General features: G+C 60.8%; 18 protein-coding genes and 1 tRNA gene. 14 read left to right on the top strand and 5 right to left on the bottom strand.

What is annotated here, in order from left to right:
- The first annotated feature begins 15 nt into the window (after nt 1-15).
- Nucleotides 16-1,317: an ATP-dependent protease ATPase subunit HslU gene (hslU, locus tag KFK14_RS11145; protein ID WP_212610837.1), complete on the top strand. Its 1,302-nt coding sequence runs from the start codon at nt 16-18 to the stop codon at nt 1,315-1,317.
- A 336-nt stretch (nt 1,318-1,653) separates the two neighbouring features.
- On the opposite strand, the gene KFK14_RS11140 is transcribed toward hslU, so the two are convergent.
- The 3 genes from KFK14_RS11140 to KFK14_RS11130 form a co-directional block, all read right to left on the bottom strand.
- Nucleotides 1,654-4,548, bottom strand: a complete 2,895-nt coding sequence (locus KFK14_RS11140; protein ID WP_212610836.1) for a M16 family metallopeptidase — start codon at nt 4,546-4,548, stop codon at nt 1,654-1,656.
- Between the two features lie 129 nt (nt 4,549-4,677).
- A complete protein-coding gene (locus KFK14_RS11135) occupies nt 4,678-6,012 on the bottom strand; it encodes a DEAD/DEAH box helicase (protein WP_212610835.1) in 1,335 nt (444 codons plus the stop codon).
- A gap of 529 nt (nt 6,013-6,541) precedes the next feature.
- Entirely contained in the window at nt 6,542-7,012 is a 471-nt protein-coding gene (locus tag KFK14_RS11130) for a pyridoxamine 5'-phosphate oxidase family protein (protein WP_070154592.1), read from the bottom strand.
- Between the two features lie 140 nt (nt 7,013-7,152).
- On the opposite strand from KFK14_RS11130, the gene KFK14_RS11125 reads away from it, so the two are divergent.
- The 12 genes from KFK14_RS11125 to KFK14_RS11070 all read left to right on the top strand — a co-directional run bounded on the left by KFK14_RS11125 (nt 7,153) and on the right by KFK14_RS11070 (nt 15,712).
- Nucleotides 7,153-7,722 (top strand): NifU family protein, encoded by a 570-nt coding sequence (locus tag KFK14_RS11125; protein ID WP_070154590.1) that lies wholly within the window; start codon nt 7,153-7,155, stop codon nt 7,720-7,722.
- A 70-nt stretch (nt 7,723-7,792) separates the two neighbouring features.
- On the top strand, nt 7,793-8,386 hold the full coding sequence (locus KFK14_RS11120; RefSeq protein WP_212610834.1) for a malonic semialdehyde reductase: 594 nt from the start codon (nt 7,793-7,795) through the stop codon (nt 8,384-8,386).
- Between the two features lie 32 nt (nt 8,387-8,418).
- A complete protein-coding gene (gene tsaB / locus KFK14_RS11115) occupies nt 8,419-9,048 on the top strand; it encodes a tRNA (adenosine(37)-N6)-threonylcarbamoyltransferase complex dimerization subunit type 1 TsaB (protein WP_212610833.1) in 630 nt (209 codons plus the stop codon).
- Complete coding sequence (gene rimI, locus KFK14_RS11110) at nt 9,048-9,518, top strand: ribosomal protein S18-alanine N-acetyltransferase (protein WP_070154584.1); 471 nt, start codon at nt 9,048-9,050, stop codon at nt 9,516-9,518. The genes tsaB and rimI overlap by 1 nt, the downstream gene beginning before the upstream one ends.
- Before the next feature lie 119 nt (nt 9,519-9,637).
- A complete protein-coding gene (locus KFK14_RS11105) occupies nt 9,638-10,060 on the top strand; it encodes a Ros/MucR family transcriptional regulator (protein WP_070154582.1) in 423 nt (140 codons plus the stop codon).
- A gap of 114 nt (nt 10,061-10,174) precedes the next feature.
- Nucleotides 10,175-10,597 (top strand): Fur family transcriptional regulator, encoded by a 423-nt coding sequence (locus KFK14_RS11100; RefSeq protein WP_070154647.1) that lies wholly within the window; start codon nt 10,175-10,177, stop codon nt 10,595-10,597.
- Nucleotides 10,598-10,787: 190 nt separating this feature from the next.
- Nucleotides 10,788-11,348: a lysophospholipid acyltransferase family protein gene (locus tag KFK14_RS11095; RefSeq protein ID WP_343227814.1), complete on the top strand. Its 561-nt coding sequence runs from the start codon at nt 10,788-10,790 to the stop codon at nt 11,346-11,348.
- 8 nt (nt 11,349-11,356) lie between these two features.
- Entirely contained in the window at nt 11,357-12,706 is a 1,350-nt protein-coding gene (miaB, locus tag KFK14_RS11090; RefSeq protein ID WP_212610832.1) for a tRNA (N6-isopentenyl adenosine(37)-C2)-methylthiotransferase MiaB, read from the top strand.
- Between the two features lie 109 nt (nt 12,707-12,815).
- Entirely contained in the window at nt 12,816-13,811 is a 996-nt protein-coding gene (locus KFK14_RS11085; protein WP_070154578.1) for a PhoH family protein, read from the top strand.
- A complete protein-coding gene (gene ybeY / locus KFK14_RS11080; RefSeq protein WP_212610831.1) occupies nt 13,804-14,319 on the top strand; it encodes an rRNA maturation RNase YbeY in 516 nt (171 codons plus the stop codon). Before KFK14_RS11085 ends, ybeY begins: the two co-directional genes overlap by 8 nt.
- Nucleotides 14,320-14,324: 5 nt before the next feature.
- A complete protein-coding gene (locus KFK14_RS11075; RefSeq protein WP_212610830.1) occupies nt 14,325-15,281 on the top strand; it encodes a hemolysin family protein in 957 nt (318 codons plus the stop codon).
- A 354-nt stretch (nt 15,282-15,635) separates the two neighbouring features.
- A tRNA-Pro gene (locus KFK14_RS11070) sits at nt 15,636-15,712 on the top strand.
- 165 nt (nt 15,713-15,877) lie between these two features.
- On the opposite strand, the gene KFK14_RS11065 is transcribed toward KFK14_RS11070, so the two are convergent.
- On the bottom strand, nt 15,878-16,441 hold the full coding sequence (locus tag KFK14_RS11065; protein WP_212610829.1) for an FMN-dependent NADH-azoreductase: 564 nt from the start codon (nt 16,439-16,441) through the stop codon (nt 15,878-15,880).
- A 140-nt stretch (nt 16,442-16,581) separates the two neighbouring features.
- Here KFK14_RS11065 and KFK14_RS11060 point away from each other — a divergent pair, with 140 nt between their 5' ends.
- Nucleotides 16,582-16,914, top strand: coding sequence for a winged helix-turn-helix transcriptional regulator (locus KFK14_RS11060; protein ID WP_246524994.1), 333 nt, complete (start codon nt 16,582-16,584; stop codon nt 16,912-16,914).
- A gap of 133 nt (nt 16,915-17,047) precedes the next feature.
- Here KFK14_RS11060 and KFK14_RS11055 read toward each other — a convergent pair whose 3' ends face one another.
- Nucleotides 17,048-19,480, bottom strand: coding sequence for a TonB-dependent receptor (locus KFK14_RS11055; protein WP_212610827.1), 2,433 nt, complete (start codon nt 19,478-19,480; stop codon nt 17,048-17,050).
- Nucleotides 19,481-19,540: the final 60 nt, after the last annotated feature.

Here is a 19,540-nt window from a genome sequence, read left to right as displayed (position 1 = left end):
GGATTTCTTAGCAATATGAACGACAATCTGACCCCCAAAGCCATTGTTGCCGCGCTTGACGCCCATATCATCGGCCAGAAGGACGCCAAGCGCGCCGTGGCCGTGGCGCTGCGCAACCGCTGGCGGCGGCAGAAGCTCGACGCGGCGCTGCGCGACGAGGTGACGCCCAAGAATATCCTGATGATCGGCCCCACGGGCTGCGGCAAGACGGAGATCAGCCGCCGCCTCGCCAAGCTGGCCGACGCCCCCTTCGTAAAGGTCGAGGCGACCAAGTTCACCGAGGTCGGCTATGTCGGGCGCGACGTGGAGCAAATCGTGCGCGATCTGGTGGAGGAGGCGATCCGGCTGGAGCGGGACCGCCGCCGGGAATCCGTTCGGGAGGCAGCATCCGAAGCAGCGATGAACCGCCTGCTCGACGCCCTGACCGGCAAGGAAGCAAGCGAGGCGACGCGCCTGTCCTTCCGCCAGAAGATCGAAGCGAACCAGATGAACGACGTCGAGGTCGAGGTGGAAGTCGCCGACGCCCCGAACATGCCGATGGAGATACCGGGCATGGGCGGACAGGTCGGGATGATCAACCTGTCCGACATGATGAGCAAGGCGTTCGGTCAGCAACAGAAGAAGCGCCGCCGCCTGCGCGTCGCTGACGCCTGGGACAAGCTGGTCGAGGAGGAGCAGGACAAGCGGCTGGACCAGGATGATGTCGCCCGCGTCGCCATCGCCAGCGCAGAACAGAATGGCATCGTCTTTCTCGATGAGGTCGACAAGATCGCCGTCAGCGACGTGCGCGGCGGATCGGTCAGCCGCGAAGGCGTGCAGCGCGACCTGCTGCCGCTGATCGAAGGAACGACCGTTGCCACCAAATATGGCCCGCTCAAGACCGACCATATCCTGTTTATCGCGTCCGGCGCCTTCCACGTCGCCAAGCCGAGCGACCTGCTGCCCGAACTGCAGGGCCGCTTGCCGATCCGGGTGGAGCTGAAAGCGCTGACCGAGGAGGATTTCGTCGCGATCCTCTCCGACACCAAGGCGTCGTTGGCAGAACAATATAAGGCGCTGCTGGCGACCGAGGGCGTGACCATAGATCTTCGCGAGGACGGCATTCGCGCTGTGGCGAAGATCGCCGCCGACGTGAACGAGCAGGTCGAGAATATCGGCGCGCGCCGGCTGCAGACGGTGATGGAAAAGCTGTTGGAGGATGTCAGCTTCGACGCCGAGGACCGGGTGGGCGAGACGCTCGTCGTGGATGGCGACTATGTGCGCAAGCAGCTTGAGGGCGTGGCGAAGAACACGGATTTGAGCCGGTACGTGCTTTGAGGCTTGCGGCGGGCTTCAGATAAAACCGTTCGGGCTGAACCTGTCGAAGCTGCACACTTTCCCTCGACGAGAAGGGCAGCCCCCTTTGACTGCCTGCCAAGGCAGGCGCTCAGGTTCGAACGAGGCGCGTGACTCGTTCGAAGCTTCGACAGGCTCAGGGCGAACGGACGGCAAAGTGAACGTGCTCCTGCGAAAGCAGGAGTCCAGTTCAGACGGTGGGACTGGGCTCCTGCTTTCGCAGGAGCATGCTTGTTCCCCGGTTTCGCGCTAGCTTCTCGACTTCGCTCGAAGCGAACGGATGTTTTTTGCCCAAGTGAAACGGCAGCGCGTTCCCGCTTACTTCCCCGCCTCTACGCCGTCCGGCAGAACCATCGCGGACCAGCTCTTGCCGGGCACGAGATATTTCTTCGCCAGCGCCTGGATGTCGGCGGGGGTCACGTCCAGCATATCGGGACCCATGCTTTTCATGACGTCGATATAGCGCGGATCGCGGGTCGCCCCTTCCATCTGCGACATCCAGAAGGCGTTGCCGGTGCTGGCGCGTGACAGCAATTGCCGCATCGGCGCGACCGCACGCTGTAGCTCGTCGTCATCGACCGGTTTGGAGGCCAGATTGGCGGCCGTATCCTTGATGAGCTTGAAGAAATAGCCGATCTTCTCCGGCTTGATCTGGCTGTTCACCAGGATGTAGCCGCCGCTGTCATAGGAGAAAGGCCAGTTATTCTGGACGCTTGGCGAATAGGCCGCGCCGTCGGTCGCCCGCAGCCCTTCAAAAAGCCGGTCATTGAATATCTGGGTCAGGATTTCGAGCTGCCGGCTCTCCCTGGAGGCTGCAAACCCGCCTGACGTTGGCCAGGCCATAACGGCCGAAGCCTGATCCTTGTCGCCGCTGTGGCGCAGGACCAGCGGCTTGTCATTATGCGCGGGGAAGCGCATCCGCCGGTTGGCGGCGGGCACCGGCTGCTCCTTGCGCTGCGGGAGAGCGCCGAATGTGGCGGCGACCTTTGCTATTGCATCATCCGCCTTCACCTGCCCGAAAATCTGGATCTCGATCGGACCGGAGGCGAGGATCGGTTCCCATGTCTTGCGGAATTGCTCCGGGGTCAGCGCGGCAATCTCCGCCTTGTCGGGCGTACGGTAGCGCACGTCCTTGTCGCGAAGCAGCCAGTTGAGGTCCCTGCTAAGCACGCCGTCGGGTGAGGAGGACATGGTGTCATAGGCGGCGGTGATCCCCGCCTTCAACCGCGCGATCGGCGCAGGGTCCCAGCGCGGCTCCGCCAGTTTCGCTGCAAACAGGCGAAGTTGATCGGCATAATCCGCCGGCCGGGTGACGGCCGCAAATTCAAACGCATCGTCATCGATGGAAAAACCGAAGTCGAGGCGGCGGCCATTGGTCAGGTCATCCAGTTCGCGCTGCCCCAGCTTGCCGATGCCGCTCGCCACCAGGGCATAGCCCGCCGCCCATGACGGCACGGGATTGGTGGGCGAGAAATCCTGCTGTCCATGGCCGAAGCGCACATTGATGCGCACCTTCTCCGTCTCCGCATCATTGGCGAACAGGGTCAGCTTCACGCCGTTGGAGAAAGTAATGATCTCCATCCCGTTGAGGCCGCCAGCCGGAACGCGCGAGACGACCGTGGCGGGCGGGCCGAATTTGGGCAGGTCGTCCATCGTTACAGTGCCGTCGGCGAGGCGGGCGTTCTTGGCCGCCTCCACCTGGGCCGCGAGAGCCGCCGTCAACTTCTCCTGCGCGCCCGGAATAGCCGTGGGCGTCATCAGTAATGCGCGCACCACATCGGCGGAAAAGAGCCTGCGGGTGGATTCCAGCATCGCCTGCGGCGTCATGCCGGGCTTGCCGGAGCGGAAAATGTCGAGGGCCGCCTGCGAGCTGACCGTGGTTTCCCGGATATCGACAGCGCTGACCATGTCAGACGCCTGTTTGGACCCAGCCTCCGTATCCTGATTTTCCACCTGAATGGCCAGAGCGGTGTCGAACTGCGCATATTCGCGGTCGATCTCCGTTTGCGTCGGCGGGGTCGCCTTCGCATCCTCAATGATCGCGCGCACATCGTTCAGCGCCTTTTCCCAATCCGCGCCGGAAGGCAGGATGGTGACGAAGGTCCCGTCCACGGACCGGGCGACATCCTGCTGATCTACGCTGGCCTGCAGGAAGCTGCCCCCTGCCCTTGCCGCCTGTTCCAGACGGCGGTTGATCATCTGCAGCGCCAGCATGTCGGTCAGCTTGCCCTGATTATAGACGATGGTGTCGGCGCGCGGGCGCCATGGGCGCTCCCACGCCAGATTGATGCCGGTTGGGATGCCCGGCTCCACAACCACGGCTGCCGCCGGATATTTGGGGCTTGGATCCCCGAAATCGGGGATTGGTTCGGCCTTTCCGGGCACGGTCCAGGCGGAAAAATGCTTCTTCACCAGCGCTTCCATGGCCGCCGGATCGGCATCGCCCGCAATGGAGATCACTGCGTTTTCCGGGCGATACCAGCGCTGATGAAACGCCTCCATCGCCGCGGCGGTCGCGGCGTTCAGGGTGGCGGCCGTGCCGATGGGGGAGCGTTCGGCCATTGGCTGCCCGGCGAAGAAGAATTTGCGGCTGGCGTCCGCTATCCGCGACTGGGGACCAGTGGACTCGCGCATTTCGGCGAGAACCACGGCGCGTTCCGCATTGACGGCGCCGTCGACGATATTAGGTTCCGTCATCATGCCAGAGAGAATCTTCATGCTCTCGTCCAGGCCCTCCGGGCTGGCCTGCGGCAGATCGAGCGCATAGGTGGTGCCGGTCGCGGTCGTTTGCGCATTGCTGTCGCTGCCGAAGGTCACGCCCAGCCTTTGCCAGATGCGCTTGGACTCGCCATCGGGAACATGCTTCGACCCACGAAAAGTCAGATGCTCCATATAATGGGCGAAGCCGCGCTCCTCCGGCCTTTCCATGAGCGCGCCCGCGTCAATCCGCAGGCGGATGGATACCTGCCCCGGAGGCACGCCGTTGCGCCGGATGGCGTAGCGCAGGCCGTTGGGCAGTTCGCCGAACAGCCATTCCGGGTCGATCGGCACGTCGCTATTTTCATAGAGCCAGGGGCGCTTCTGCGCGGTGGCGATGCCCTGTTTGGTGGAGGCGATGGGCGACGCATTGGCCAAGGCAGGCGGCGCGGAGCCGGCAAGCAGGATAGCGAGGATGGACGCGGAGGCGGCTGTGCGCCGGAAGGAAGATGTCATAGGCGCAGGAACCTAGCGCCATTTTTCTGAATAACCACTGACAAAGCGGTCGGGCGATGTCCGGTTATGATCCGGCCATGGTCCAGTCCGGCCCCCGCGCCTGCTCCGGGCGGGGGCCGGCGGATCAGCCTATCGCGAGCCGCCCGTGCGTTGCACAGCGCCCTTGTGCGCGCCAACGCCGTTGCGCCGGCCGCGGAACGGTTTGCGCGGACGATCGCCCTCAGGACGGTGCGCCCGCTCGGAGCTTCCCCGGCCGCCATTGTGCGAACGGCCGCGCTCGCCAGTGGTGACGGCGCGAGGCGCTGGCTTGGGCAGGTTGCGCACAGCTTCGGAGAAATTCTCCGGCAAGGGCACGATTTCCAGCTTCACGCGCGTCGCGCGCTCGATGGACTTGAGGTAGGGCCGCTCATCATCAGCGATAAAACTGATGGCGATGCCCTCCGCCCCGGCACGCGCCGTCCGGCCAATGCGGTGCACATATTGCTCCGGCACGTTCGGCAGTTCGAAATTGATCACATGGCTGACGCCCGACACGTCAATGCCGCGCGCGGCGATGTCCGTCGCGACCAGCAGCTTGATCTCGCCGGAACGAAACGCCTGCAACGCCGTGGTGCGCTGCGCCTGGCTCTTGTTGCCATGGATCGCCATCGCCCGGATGCCAGCGCCTTCCAGGCCGCGCACAACCTTGTCGGCGCCATGCTTGGTGCGGGTGAAGATGAGCGCTCGGTCGATCGGTTCGCCCTTGATGGTCAGGGTCAGCAGCGCCTGCTTCTCGCCCTGGTTGACGAAGCTGCCATATTGGCGGACGCGCTCGGCTGTGGTCGATTGCGGCGCGACCGAGACGCGCACCGGATCGTTCAGGAACTGCGCGCCCAGATCGGCGATCGCCTTGGGCATGGTGGCGGAGAAGAACAGGCTCTGCCGGTCCTTGGGCAGCATGCGGTCGATGCGCTTCAGGGGCTGGATGAAGCCCAGGTCCATCATCTGGTCGGCCTCGTCGAGCACGAAGATTTCCACATGGCCGATCGTCAGGGCGCGCTGATCGATCAAATCCAGCAGGCGGCCCGGCGTGGCGACCAGGATGTCAACGCCGCCGCGAAGCTGATTGATCTGCCGGTTGATCGGCACGCCGCCGAACACCGTCGCGACCGTCAGCTTCATGAAGCGGGCATAGTCGCGGAAGCTGTCGGCGATCTGCGCGGCAAGCTCGCGGGTGGGCGAGAGCACCAGCATCCGGCACGCCTTTTGCGGCGTATGCTTGGGATGATGATGGAAATAGTCCAGCGAAGGCAGCGCGAAGGCCGCCGTCTTGCCAGTGCCTGTCTGGGCGATGCCGCACAGATCGCGGCCGTCGAGCAGCGCGGGAATGGCCTGCGTCTGGATAGGCGTCGGAACGGAATAATTCTTGGCGGCGAGCGCCTTCAAAATCGGCTCGGCGAGGCCAAGGTCCTTAAATTCGGTCAAGTTAGATACTCACATGTGAGCGATGCGCTCACGGCATGCAGACGCACACCGGGCGCAAGGCGGGTTACGAAACGACCCGCGTGAAAAGGGAAGCCTCAGGCAAAGCGCAGGTCATTGGCCGGTCCTTTGCCCTTCGGGAGCTGGGACGATCACGCTGCCAATCGCTACGGGGCCGAAATGGCCCGGTTGCTGCGCTGCGGCGCATATGGCGGCGGCGCGGCAAAAATGCAAGCGGTTTCAATAGCGAAACGCAACCTTTGAGAGCCTGCAGGAGAAGAACAGGCTATGGATGGACGATTGCCGGACAGTCCAATTCGCATATTTGCCTGTCCTACAATCGCCCCATCAAGTCATCCTTGGGCTTTACTACAGGGCCACCAGACTATGCCGGATTATAAAGAAAAAGCTTTCTTTTTCATACCCTTATCGGAATCTTCCCAAGATATGGAAGCCCGGCGCGGAAGTTGCGGGACGACATACGTCCGATACCCGCAACTTCCGCAACTTCGTAGGACATCGTTCGAGGACCCTACAGGGCCACCTCCGCATGCTTGCCCTTCTCCTCTGCGGCGACGGATTTGCCGATCATCATGCGGAAAATGCCCTTCAGGGACATATCGGCCAGCCAAATCTCTGCGTCGCCCAGTTCGAAACGCAGCATCAGGAGGTTGGGATCGTCGCGTCCGCCGGGATACCAGGCCGCGACTTCGTTGGACCAATATCGGTCAATGACGGCCGGATCGGTCTCCTCGACCAGCGTTCCGGCGATGCAGGCGAACAGATGATGTCCCTGATCCGCAAATTGGGCCATGGCAGGGCCGCCGCCGGCGAGCCGGTTGTCCCTGGAGGTGTAGAACCAGAAGGCATGATCCGCATTCTTGTCCAGTTGTGCGGTCATGGGCACACTGTGCTGATGGCCGCCATCCAGAGCCACCATCAGATAAGGACTTTCGGCCAGTTCCTTCCAGAAACGCTGCTTGATTTCGGCTTGGCTGCTCATCTTTCTCTCCATCGGTTCAGTATGAAACCAATCCCTCACCGGCCATAGGGTTCCAGCCTAAGGGGGCCAGACACACCGACGGGCAGAAAGTCGAGAGAACTTCGCTTGATCTGGCGCGCCAACCGCCCCACATAGCGGCCATGCTGATCGAGACCGAAACAACGCCAAACCCTTCGACCCTGAAGTTTCTGCCTGGACAGGCGGTGATGTCAGGCGGCACGCGGGACTTTGCGGATGCGCAAGAGGCGGAAGCGTCTCCGCTGGCGGAAGCGCTGTTCACCCTCGGCGATGTCACAGGCGTGTTTTTCGGGCAGGATTTCGTGTCCGTCACTGTAGGTCCCGGCGCGGCCTGGACTGATGTGAAGCCGGATGTGATCAGCATATTGCTCGACCATTTTTCCGCTGGCATGCCGTTATTCCGCGCTGGCAGCGCCGCTGACATCTCCGTCCCGGACGATGCGCCGGCCGACAACCCGGAGGATGCGGAGATCGTCGCGCAGATCAAGGAATTGATCGAAACCCGCGTCCGTCCCGCCGTGGCCAATGATGGCGGCGATATCATCTATCGCGGCTTCGACAGCGGCAAGGTCTATCTGAAGATGCAGGGCGCGTGCGCAGGATGCCCCTCATCCACCGCGACGCTCAAGCAGGGCATTGAGTCCCTTTTGAAGCATTATGTTCCGGAAGTGACCGAAGTGCGCGCCGTCTGAACACCCTGTTTGGGCGCTCCGTGACTACGCGGCCGCCACTATAACGCTCCCTACCCAAGGAAAACGCCCAATGACCAAGCCGTTGCCGCAGGAATCCCTCGACCAGATCTTCCTGACCGCCCGGAGTTTCAACGGCTATCTCGACACACCGGTTTCAGAAGACCAGATTCACGCCCTCTGGGACCTGATGAAGATGGGGCCGACATCGGCCAACCTTCTGCCCGCCCGTCTGGTCTGGTGCGTCAGCCCGGAAGCCAAGGAGAAGCTCGCCGCGCTCGCGCTCAACACCAATGGCGACAAGATTCGGAAAGCGCCTGTCTCCGTGATCATCGGCATGGATATCGATTTCCATGAACAGGGGCCGGAGCTGTTTCCCCATGTTCCGAATATAAAGGACTGGTTTCCCGATCCGGCGGTGCGCGAGGTCATGGCGTTGCGCAACAGTTCGCTGCAGGGTGCCTATTTCATCATGGCGGCGCGCGCGCTTGGGCTGGACACCGGTCCGATGTCGGGTTTCGACAATGCCGGGGTGGACGCCGCCTTTTTCGGGGACACGCCGAATATAAAGTCGAATTTCATCTCGACACTTGGCTATGGGGACCGCGCGACGATTTTTGATCGCCTGCCCCGCCCGGCATTTGGCAAATTCAACCGGATCGACTAACCGCGTAGCTTCATGCGGTTCAGGGGTGAACATTGCGGACATTGGTGATCGATACGGCGACACAGGCGTTGTCGATCGCCCTGTTCGACAATGGCGATCTGATCGCCCACCATCATGAAATCGCCGGCCGCGGACATGCCGAAAAGCTGATGCCCGCCATCGCGGCGCTCCCCGGCGGCGGGCGCGCGAATCGGGTGGCTGTCGATGTCGGCCCAGGCAGCTTCACCGGCGTTCGCATCGGCATCGCCGCCGCCCGCGCACTCGCCTTCGCCTGGCAGGCGGATCTGACTGGATACAGCGCGATGACGCTGATCGCCGCAGCCGCCCGGCAGGACGGCGCAAAGCAATGGCCGGTGGCGGTGGCCATTACTGGCGGGCATGGCGAACTGTTCTGGCAGATGTTCGACAGTGAACTTTCCCCCGGTGGCGATCTGGAATCCGTCCCGATCGCTGCGCTGGCGGCGCAAGTGTCGGCAGAAGTCATATATGGCTCAGGCGCGGAGGCGCTGTGCGCGGCGCGAGGAAATGGTCTTGCCGTCCCGCTTCATCCTGACAGCCGCTTGTTCCCGCACATTCCCGAACATGGCTTGGTTCCGCCCCACCCCCTTTATGGCCGGGGCGCGGATGCGAAGCCGATGGCGACACCGGCAGGTGCGGGTTGATGTACGGTCTCACGCTGATACTGCATGAACGCCCCGGCAGGCGCGCGCAGGCGGCGGCGATGTCGGTCATGGAGCGCGCCTTTGATCCGGCCTTCGGCGAGGCATGGACGGCGCCGCAGCTTGCGGGCCTGACAAGCCTGGGTGGATGCTGGCTCACATTGGCGCAAATGGACGGGGCGACGCTTGGATTTGCGCTCGTCCGTTCGATATTCGATGAATCGGAACTACTGCTTCTGGCCGTGGACCCCGCCTGGAGACGGCATGCGATAGGATCGGCTTTGCTGGATCACAGCGTCGCTGCGGCGCGATCGCGCAACATAAAATCCATGTTTCTGGAAGTCCGCGCGGATAATCCGGCAGTCGCGTTGTATAGAAAAACTGGTTTCCAGCATGTAAATACGCGACCTGATTATTATCGCGGCGACGACGGTAAACTATATGATGCATTAAGCTTCCGTCTTGAGATATGATTTTCATGCCTACGCCTTGAATTGATGCAGAAATGGGCCTACTGACGGCGCGTCCAAGCCTGAGAATCCAAATGATTCAGGGCCGGGTCGTCACACAAAACCAAAAGGAGCATCGGGCAATGGAGCAAGAATCGGCAAAAGATGAAATGCTGATCACTCTGACGTCAGATATTGTCGCCGCACATGTCACCAACAATACCGTCGCGGTTTCTGATCTGCCGGTGCTGATACAGAATGTGTATTCCGCGCTTTCCGGTCTTTCGGCCAGCCCTGCCGCGCCCGAAGTAAAACTTGAGCCTGCCGTATCTGTACGGTCGTCAATCAAGCCTGACTATATTGTCTGCCTTGAGGACGGAAAGAAGTTGAAGATGCTCAAGCGCCACCTGATGACCCATTATCAGATGACGCCGGAGGATTACCGGGCCAAGTGGAACCTGCCGCTGGACTATCCGATGGTCGCCCCCAATTATGCAGAGCAGCGCCGCACCCTGGCGAAGAAGATCGGCCTGGGCACGAAGCGCCGCCGCCGCGGCGCGAAATAAGGCTTTCGAGGCTTTGGGAAAAGGGAGGGAACCGGCCACGGTTTCCCTCCCTTTCGCGTACGCAAAAAAGCCGCTAGGCTGCCCCATGTTATCGTTAAGATGGAAACGGAACCAATGAACCGCAAGATCGATGTCGAAGCACTTTGTGCCGAAAAAGGCCTTCGCATTACCGAACAGCGCCGGGTCATTGCGCAGGTTTTATCGGAAGCGGAGGACCATCCCGACGTTGAGAAACTTCATGCGCGCGCTTCGGCGGTGGATCCCGGCATTTCCATCGCCACCGTCTATCGGACCGTGCGGCTTTTCGAAGAAGCCGGCATTCTGGAACGGCATGATTTCGGCGATGGACGCGCCCGCTATGAAGCCGCGCCCGAATCCCATCACGATCATCTGATCGATGTCGAAACCGGCAATGTGATTGAATTTGTCGACCCGGAACTGGAGCAGTTGCAGCGCCAGATCGCCGAAAAGCTGGGGTTCCGCCTCGTCGATCATCGCATGGAGCTTTACGGCGTTTCCCTCGACCGGAAGAACTGACCTGCGCAGTCGGCTGCGCCGATGGCGGCGCATCGCAGCATTGCTGGGTGCGTTGCTGGTCTGCCTTCCCCCGCATCTCCTGTGGAAACTGTCGGGGAGGCGCTCTCCCTGGCCGCCCATTTTCCTGGGCCTGGCGGCGCGCGCCGTTGGCGTTGACCTGCTCATATCCGGTGTCCCCCTGACAAAAGATGTGTTCTTCGCCTGCAATCATGTGAGCTGGATGGACATCCTTGCGCTGGGCGGTGCGACGGGGACGGCGTTCATCGCCCATGACGGCATAGAAAAATGGCCGGTGATTGGCTGGCTGGCGGCGCAGAATAATACTATCTTCGTCGCGCGGGAGCGCCGCAGAGGCGTGACCGAGCAGGTGGATGTCCTGCGCTCGGCGCTGCGCGAGCATCAGCCGGTCACATTATTTCCCGAAGGAACGACCGGCGACGGCCTTGCCCTCCTGCCCTTCAAGCCCGCCTTGTTCGCCGTCATGATGCCCCCGCCCCGCGATCTGGACGTGCAGCCCGTCTATCTGGATTATGGAAGCGCAGCGGCGGAAATCGCATGGCATGGCGACGAAAGCGCTGGTGCGAACGCCACACGGATTTTAGGCAGGAAAGGCAAAGTGCGGCTAACCCTTCACTTCCTCGATCCCTTCGATCCGGAAGATATGCCGGATCGAAAGGCGATAGCGGCCGAAGTGAGGAAAAGGATCGAGGCGCGTCTCCAGCCTTCCTTGGTCTCGTTCCCGGCTGTATAGAGGGACCAATGAATCAAACGCGCGCCCCGAAGTCCCCGGCTACATTCCACGTCAAATCCTTTGGCTGCCAGATGAACGTCTATGATGGCGAGCGCATGGCCGAGATGCTTGGCGCGCAGGGCATGACACAGGCTGCTGAAGGATCGGAAGCCGACATTGTTGTCCTGAACACCTGCCATATTCGCGAAAAAGCGGTGGATAAGGTCTATTCCGACATAGGCCGCCTGCGCCGTGAGGATGGCAGCCGCCCGATGATCGCTGTCGCGGGCTGCGTGGCCCAAGCGGAGGGGGCGGAGATTGCCCGGCGCGCGCCGACCGTTGATATTGTCGTGGGTCCGCAGGCCTATCATCGCCTGCCCGACCTGATAGGCAAAGCGGCGCGCGGCGAGGAAGCGCTGGACACCGACATGCCCGCCGCGTCGAAGTTCGGCGCACTGCCGGGCCGCGGCAAGCAAAGCCGCCCGACCGCCTTCCTGACGATCCAGGAAGGATGCGACAAATTCTGCACCTATTGCGTCGTGCCCTATACGCGGGGCGCAGAGATCAGCCGCCCCTTTGCCGCCATCATGGACGAGGCGAAGGCGCTGATAGATGGCGGGGTGCGGGAGATCACCCTGCTTGGGCAGAATGTGAATGCCTGGAGCGAAGATAATGACCGGGGCGCCGCAATCGGTTTCGACGGCCTGATTCGCGCGCTTGCCGACCTGTCCGGCATTGATCGCATCCGTTACACCACCAGTCATCCCAACGACATGACCGATGGCCTGATCGCGGCGCATGCCGAGGTCGAGAAGCTCATGCCCTTCCTCCATCTGCCCGTGCAGTCCGGCTCCAATCCGATTTTGAAGGCGATGAACCGCAGCCATACGGCGGATAGCTATCTGGCAATATTGGACAAAGTGCGTGCCGCCCGGCCGGATATCGCCTTGTCCGGCGACTTCATCGTCGGTTTCCCCGGAGAAACCGATGCGGATTTCGAAGCGACGCTCGCCCTGGTCGAGCGGGTCCGGTACGCCCAATGCTATTCCTTCAAATATAGCCCCAGGCCCGGCACGCCGGCCGCCGACATGGACCGGCAGATCGCGCCGGAAGTGATGGACGAGCGGCTTGCCCGGCTGCAGGCGGCGATCAATCGCCATCAGGTGGAGTTCAACCAGGCAATGGTGGGACGCAGCACCAGCATCCTGCTGGAACGTCCCGGCCGCCATCCCGGTCAGATCGTCGGAAAGACCCCCTGGATGCAGTCCGTGCATGTTCTAGCGGAAGGCGCCGTCATCGGGGACATGATAGATGTCGATATCGTCTCGGCCGGGCCGAACAGCCTTGCCGGGGAATTAGTGAGGAGGAAAGCCGCTTGAACCCAAATCCCATCGCCATATCCACCCGTCCGCCAGCATCATGCCAGGGACCGGACAAGGGAAGATGGCTTTCCGCTCTGGCGGATCCAACGGGAGGGAGAAAAGCCTGATGGCCAAGCGACATATCCGCGCCGAAGCGGGCGAACGCGCCCGGTTGGAAGTCACTTTTGAAAAGCCGCATCTGCTGGGCACACTGTTCGGCCAATATGACCAGAATCTGGTGGCGATCGAGAATCGGCTGGGCGTCTATATCGCCGCGCGGGGCAACAAGCTGCAGATTGAGGGCGAGGCCGAGGCGGCGGGCCGCGCGCGCGACGTGCTGTCCGGCCTCTACAACCGTATCGTCGCGGGCCAGGAGATCGATTCGGGCGCCGTCGAGGCCGTGATCGCCATGTCGTCCGAACCGACATTGGACGGCATCATCCGCCATGATGTGGCCGAGCCGCCCAAGGTGATGATCCGCACCCGGAAAAAGACGATTGTTCCCCGGTCCGCGACGCAGGTTACCTATATGGAGGAACTGGCGCGGCAGGACGTGATCTTCGCGCTTGGGCCAGCAGGCACCGGCAAGACCTATCTGGCCGTCGCGCAGGCGGTAAGCCAGCTTATCTCCGGCAGCGTGGATCGCCTGATCCTGTCCCGCCCTGCGGTAGAGGCCGGGGAGCGGCTGGGCTTCCTGCCTGGCGACATGAAGGAGAAGGTCGATCCCTATCTCCGTCCGATCTATGACGCATTGTACGACACCCTGCCGGCCGAACAGGTCGAGCGGCGGATCGCCAGCGGCGAGATTGAGATCGCTCCCCTCGCCTTCATGCGCGGCCGCACTTTGGCCAACGCCTTCATCGTACTGGACGAGGCGCAGAACACGACCATTGCCCAGATGAAGATGTTCCTCACCCGCTTCGGCGAGAACAGCCGGATGGTCATTTGCGGCGATCCCAAGCAGGTCGATCTTCCCCAGCCCGGCGTATCCGGCCTGGCCGATGCCGTCGCGCGGCTTGAGGGCGTGGAAGGTGTCGCCGTCGTGCCCTTCAATATCGCCGACGTTGTGCGGCATCCGATCGTCGGCCGCATCGTCCAGGCTTATGAGGGCCCGGATGCTTGATGTCGCGGTGCTCCGGGAAAGTGCGGAATGGCCTGAGCTGGATTGGGATGCCCTGGCTCTGAAGGCGGTGACCGCTGCCCTGCGCCACAGCCCCAATGCGGATTATGCCACGCAGGCGGCGACCTATGAAATCGCGGTCAAACTGACCGATGATGACGAGGTCCAGTCGCTCAACCGCAGTTACCGGGGTAAGGACAAACCGACAAATGTCCTCTCCTTCCCCATGGTTCAGCGCGACCTTCTGGAGGCCATGGCCAATACCGACGATGGCGAGGTTTTGCTGGGCGATATCGTGCTTGCAGCGGGCGTCTGCGCGGCCGAGGCAGCCGAAAAAGGCATAGCCGTTCCCGACCATGCTGCGCATCTAATCGTTCACGGGACTTTTCATTTGCTCGGTTATGACCATATGATCGACGTGGAAGCCGAGGAGATGGAGGCGCTTGAGGTACAGGCGCTCTCCAGCATTGGCCTTCGCAATCCATATCTGGATACAACAGGGGATCATTGAACATCATGGCTGACGACAGCCCATCCACCCCGAAAGAGGCGGACAGTAGCAGCGCCAACAGCAGTGAAGGCGGCAGTATATGGCAGGGACTGAAGTCCCTGATCTTCGGCGACGAGAGCGAACAGAGCCTCCGCAAGGAGATTGAAGAAGCCATCGACGAATATGATGGCGAGGAACAGGAGAGCGGCAGCGCTTCCTCCACAGCGAAAAAGGGCGACCTGTCCGCGATCGAGCGGCAGATGCTTCGCAACCTTCTGCATTTCAGCGAGCACACGGTGGACGATGTCGCCGTTCCCCGCGCGGACATTATAGCGATCGAGGAAAAGGCCAGCTTCGCCGAACTTGCTGCCCTGTTTGCGGAGGCCGGTCACAGCCGCATCCCCGTGTATCGCGGTACGCTCGACACGATCATCGGCATGATCCACATCCGCGACGCCTTCGCCATATTGGCGGGGGCAATGCCGCCCCCGGACACATTGGAACCGCTGATCCGTCAGCCTCTCTATGTGCCCGAAAGTATGGGCGTGCTGGATCTGCTGGCCGAAATGCGGGCGAAGCGGACGCATCTCGCCATCGTGCTGGACGAATATTCCGGGACCGAAGGGCTTTTGACCTTTGAGGATCTGGTCGAGGAAATCGTCGGCGAGGTCGAGGACGAACATGACGACGCCCCGCAGGCGATGCTGGTCCCCCTGGACGGCGGCATGTGGGATGCCGATGCCAGGGCCGAGCTGGATGATGTGGCGGAGGAAGTCGATCCCAAATTGTCGGAAGTCGAGGAGGATGTCGATACGCTCGGCGGCCTTGCGTTCGTCATCGCGGGGCGCGTTCCCGAAATCGGTGAAATCCTGCTGCATGACGAAAGTGGGTGGAAGCTGGAGATACTCGACAGCGACAGCCGCCGTGTGTCCCGGCTGAGGCTCCATCCCCCTGCCCATGTGGAACTTGCCGAGGACGCCTGACTTTTCGGGAAGCCATGCGCTTATCCGGCCTCAGGCGTGCGCGACCAGGCGCTCTATGGCGAACCTCGCATTATGGGCGTGACGTTGGAAACAAGGTTCTGAAGATCGTCCAGCGCTCTTAGCCGCCAGAGCTACAGCTCACGCCCGGGAACGTCCGGCATCCTTACTCGTTATTTCCGTATCACGAGAAAATGGAAGGATGCCGTCATGGGCAAGGGAATTTTGTTATGGCTGCTGGGCGTGCCAATTCCGCTGATCCTGATCGGCTGGCTGATATTCCGCTGAAAAAAGGCGGCAGTTTGTCGAATAAAGGTGCCTTGCCTTGAGTCTCTTTCGCTCCTAATGCGCATGCGTCGGGGAGTAGCGCAGCCTGGTAGCGCATCTGCTTTGGGAGCAGAGGGCCGGAGGTTCGAATCCTCTCTCCCCGACCACTAATCCCTACAGACCAATTGGCTTTCTGAACTCCGGTGTCAGGAAATGAGGATGTTGGTCCCCTGATCCGGCTGTCTAGTAACGGCATAATCCGGCATTATTGCTGGAATGCCCATGCAAAATGGCGCGGCAACATGTGCCGCGCCATTCCGCCCCCAAATGGGTTATGCAGCGAGTGCGAGGATCGTCTGGCCCGCGCCAGCCAAGGCAGCTTCGCGATGCTCCGGCCCGACCATGACACCCTCTGCGACAATGAATTCGGGCTTGATGCCGATGAAGCCGAAAACGCCGGTGAGGTAGGTCTGGAGATGCTCGTTTGCCGCGGACGGCGTATCCGCGCCGTAGAAACCGCCCCGTGCAATCGCGATGATCACCCGCTTGTCGCCCACAAGGCCGACGGGACCGGTTTCGCTATAGCTGAACGTCTTGCCAGCGACGAGAATGCGATCGATCCACGATTTGAGCTGGCTTGGAACGGTGAAATTATACATCGGTGCGCCGATAACGATCACATCGGAGGCGAGAAACTCATCCAGAACGGGCGTCGTGCCTGATGGACCCGGAAGATCGGCGAGCGTGAAATGACCAAGCGGGTCGGCAGCAAGATCGCGATGGGTCACTTCAATGGAACCATTGGATTCGACAAGACGCTTTACAATGTCCGCAGTGACCTGGCGGCTGACCGAACCGTCTCCTGTAATGGCGCTATCGATATGAAGAAGTTTCATTTTGTTACTCACTTTCATTTTGTGACCGGCGCAGAAATGGTCTAGACAGGTCGCACGGACAAGACGGCACATTTTGGTAACAAAGGCACATAAAAGTGACTAATTCCTCGACCGTTCACCACACTTCAGAATGTGTGCGCGTGAGTGAAGTGCTCGCCCGTGTCGGTGATAAATGGAGCATCCAGGTCATCGCCACGCTGGGAGAAGGCCCACGGCGTTTCAGCGAACTGAAACGCGGCATAGACGGTGTTTCCCAACGCATGTTGACCCTTACGCTGCGCGGGCTGGAACGCGATGGGCTTATCACCCGCAAGGTAACGCCAAGCATCCCTCCCCGCGTCGATTATGCATTGACCGACGTGGGAAAATCCCTGCTTGAACCGGTAAAGGCGTTGGGCGACTGGGCGATCGCGAACCGCACCACTGTCGATGCGGCCCGCAGCATATATGACGCCCGCACCGACGATATGTGACGGACCTTCGCAACGAGCCGTCAAATGGGTGGTAGCTTCGTCATAGGATAACCGCACGGGCGGCCGCCGTGCTGGCCAACGATTTGGCCCGCTCTCAAAGGAAAACGGGCCAAATTCGTCAAACAGGCGCAGTTTAATCACGCTCGCTTCCGAACGACGCCCGGATTTCTATGCCGAACATCCGCGGTGCGCCGACGCCGACATAATAGGTTCCCTGGCCGTTGCCGCCCAACGTGTTTACGCCGTAGGAATAATAATAGTTGTTCGTGATGTTATTCACGAACAGACCGATATCGATCCCCTTATTATAGATATTCTTCCAGTCCAGGCGGAAATTCGCAATGCCATAGCCGGGCAAAATGCCATTGTGGTTGTAGCATGGGACATACACCACGCCCGCCGGCAATGTGCCGTTGCCTGTGCAGTTCGGAGAATTCAGCTCATTGAATTGCCATGCTTTTGAACGATAGCTGTAGTTCAACGACGCCGATATTTCGCCAATATCTTCCGGCACCGGCAGCGTCAAAGTGCCCGCCAGGTTGAGCTGATGCTTGGAAATATTGACGAAGTGGCTGCCCCTCTGATCGATAATATAGGGCGTTCCACTGACGACGAGCGTGTCGCTGAAGCTGTCATATACCGGCTTCGTATAGGCATATCCCGCCAGCAATTGCAGCGCGTCAAACGGCCTTATGTCCAGCTCGACCTCTCCGCCATAGATATGGGCCTTCGCGGCATTGACCACTCTGTTGAACAGCGGCACGCCCGGAGTGAAGATCGTCGTTTGCCGCTGGATGTCGTTATATTCGCTATAATATCCGGCGAGGTTCAGCGTGGCGGGACGTCCGCCGATATCGAATTGGTTTTTCGACCCCATTTCAAAGGCGTCGACCGTTTCCGGCTGATAGGGCAAGCCTGCGATTGCCGGGTTTGTGGCGGTAATCGAATATCCGCCAGTGCGGTATCCCCGGCGATAGGAAGCATAGAGCAAATTATCCGGTGAAGCTTGATAATTCACGGTGAACTCGCCCGTCAGCCGGGTAAAATCCGTCTTATATGTCGAATTGCACTGACTGGTTCCGCTGACGATCTGGCCAGTGAGGAGGCACCGGTAATCTGTGGAACCCGTCGCGAGCTGCCTGATGTGATGGGCGCGAAATTCCCGCTCATCGCGGCTGATCCGCAGACCCCCGGAAATGCCCAGCCCGGACACAACGCCCGAAAGGTCGACCGTCGCGTCCGCATAGGCCGAATAGCTCGTATTGCGGGTCTGCGAACTCAATATGGTCATTGGCGACAATGTCGATGCCGGTGTCGGCGTTCCGATCGGCGACGGCGATGTGATCAGGCTGGCGAAATCGGTGACTTCCGAACCATTCGCGCGGAACAGGAAAAGCCCCCCGACATAGGTGACGATCCCCGCTGTCCCGGACAGTTGCAATTCTTCGCTATATTCCTTGATCCGGTCGACCAAGGGTGTCTGGATGAATTGCGCGCGGGTGCCGTCACCATCCGGCGCGGCCTGGTCATAAATATTCCGGTAGCTGATGATGTTCTTGAGCACCGGCCCGCCAAGATCGAACGAGGTGGTGTTTTGAACGCTATAAGTCCGATTTTCATTGCTGGGATCGGAGAAGGGCGCGCCAGGCTCGTAGCTGTCCACGAACTCATATTTTCCAAGGTTCTGATAGGCCAGGAAAGACCCAATGAGCGTCGGATTGGTCACGGGCGCGCCAGTAACCGCAATCAGCTTGGCCGAATTGCCGGTCGAGCGTGCGCGGCTGTAGGTCCCGATAGTCGTGGACTCGATGCCCTCGCTGGGCGTCCACTTGATCGACAGACGCGCCGATTGCGCATCGATGCTGTCATAGTCGATGTTGGAGATGACCTGACGCATATAGCCATTACGCGAGGTCGATTTGCCAACCGCGCGGACCGCCAACGTATCGCTCAGCGGTATATTGGCGACGCCCTCAATATCGCGGAAGCCATAATTACCCGCCGAAGCCCGTATATAGCCGCCAAAATCGCGGCCCGGACCTTTGGGCGTGATAAGCACCGCGCCGGCTGTGGCATTGCGCCCGAACAATGTCCCTTGCGGGCCTCTCAACACCGCAACGGATTCAAGATCGATAAAGGCGCTGTTTAACCCTTGCGGCGAATTTTGCGGCGCTTCAGCAAAATAGACACCCACGGAGGGATCCGCGCCCGACGTGCCGTCGCCGTTGCGCTGCCCGCGAATGGCGAAAATCAACTGGTTGTAGCCGCGAACACTGGAAGGACCAGCGACCAGACCCGGCGCGGCGCGCATGAGGTCTGACGGGTTCGTAATCGCCCTTTGTTCAAGCGCCTCGCCTGCAACGGCCGTGACGGCGACCGGAACATCCTGAATATTTTCATTGCGGCGGCGCGCCGTGACAACAATCATGCCCGCATCGTCGGCCGGCGGAGATTCGGACGCAGATTCAGCCGTTTGCGCTATTACTGCACTCGGCGCGACCATCATCGGAGCAGTTGCAACGGCCATCGCGAACATCGAGATGCGAACTTTACCGAGATTTTTCATTTCACCCCTCCCTCACCAATTGTTTCAGTGAATTATTATTTTCGAGGATCGATCTCATCA

It is taken from the genome of Sphingobium phenoxybenzoativorans (assembly GCF_018286635.1).
GTDB lineage: Bacteria > Pseudomonadota > Alphaproteobacteria > Sphingomonadales > Sphingomonadaceae > Sphingobium > Sphingobium phenoxybenzoativorans.
The sequence above is the reverse complement of the archived record's forward strand: the minus strand, read 5'-3'. Positions and strand labels throughout refer to the sequence as shown.

Bases quoted from the DNA above. Each gene is read 5' to 3' on its own strand.
- hslU (WP_212610837.1), top strand. From the start codon at position 16: ATGAACGACAATCTGACCCCCAAAGCCATTGTTGCCGCGCTTGACGCC.
- KFK14_RS11140 (WP_212610836.1), bottom strand. From the start codon at position 4,548: ATGACATCTTCCTTCCGGCGCACAGCCGCCTCCGCGTCCATCCTCGCT.
- KFK14_RS11130 (WP_070154592.1), bottom strand. From the start codon at position 7,012: ATGAGCAGCCAAGCCGAAATCAAGCAGCGTTTCTGGAAGGAACTGGCC.
- KFK14_RS11125 (WP_070154590.1), top strand. From the start codon at position 7,153: ATGCTGATCGAGACCGAAACAACGCCAAACCCTTCGACCCTGAAGTTT.
- KFK14_RS11120 (WP_212610834.1), top strand. From the start codon at position 7,793: ATGACCAAGCCGTTGCCGCAGGAATCCCTCGACCAGATCTTCCTGACC.
- rimI (WP_070154584.1), top strand. From the start codon at position 9,048: ATGTACGGTCTCACGCTGATACTGCATGAACGCCCCGGCAGGCGCGCG.
- KFK14_RS11105 (WP_070154582.1), top strand. From the start codon at position 9,638: ATGGAGCAAGAATCGGCAAAAGATGAAATGCTGATCACTCTGACGTCA.
- KFK14_RS11100 (WP_070154647.1), top strand. From the start codon at position 10,175: ATGAACCGCAAGATCGATGTCGAAGCACTTTGTGCCGAAAAAGGCCTT.
- miaB (WP_212610832.1), top strand. From the start codon at position 11,357: ATGAATCAAACGCGCGCCCCGAAGTCCCCGGCTACATTCCACGTCAAA.
- KFK14_RS11085 (WP_070154578.1), top strand. From the start codon at position 12,816: ATGGCCAAGCGACATATCCGCGCCGAAGCGGGCGAACGCGCCCGGTTG.
- ybeY (WP_212610831.1), top strand. From the start codon at position 13,804: ATGCTTGATGTCGCGGTGCTCCGGGAAAGTGCGGAATGGCCTGAGCTG.
- KFK14_RS11075 (WP_212610830.1), top strand. From the start codon at position 14,325: ATGGCTGACGACAGCCCATCCACCCCGAAAGAGGCGGACAGTAGCAGC.
- KFK14_RS11065 (WP_212610829.1), bottom strand. From the start codon at position 16,441: ATGAAACTTCTTCATATCGATAGCGCCATTACAGGAGACGGTTCGGTC.
- KFK14_RS11055 (WP_212610827.1), bottom strand. From the start codon at position 19,480: ATGAAAAATCTCGGTAAAGTTCGCATCTCGATGTTCGCGATGGCCGTT.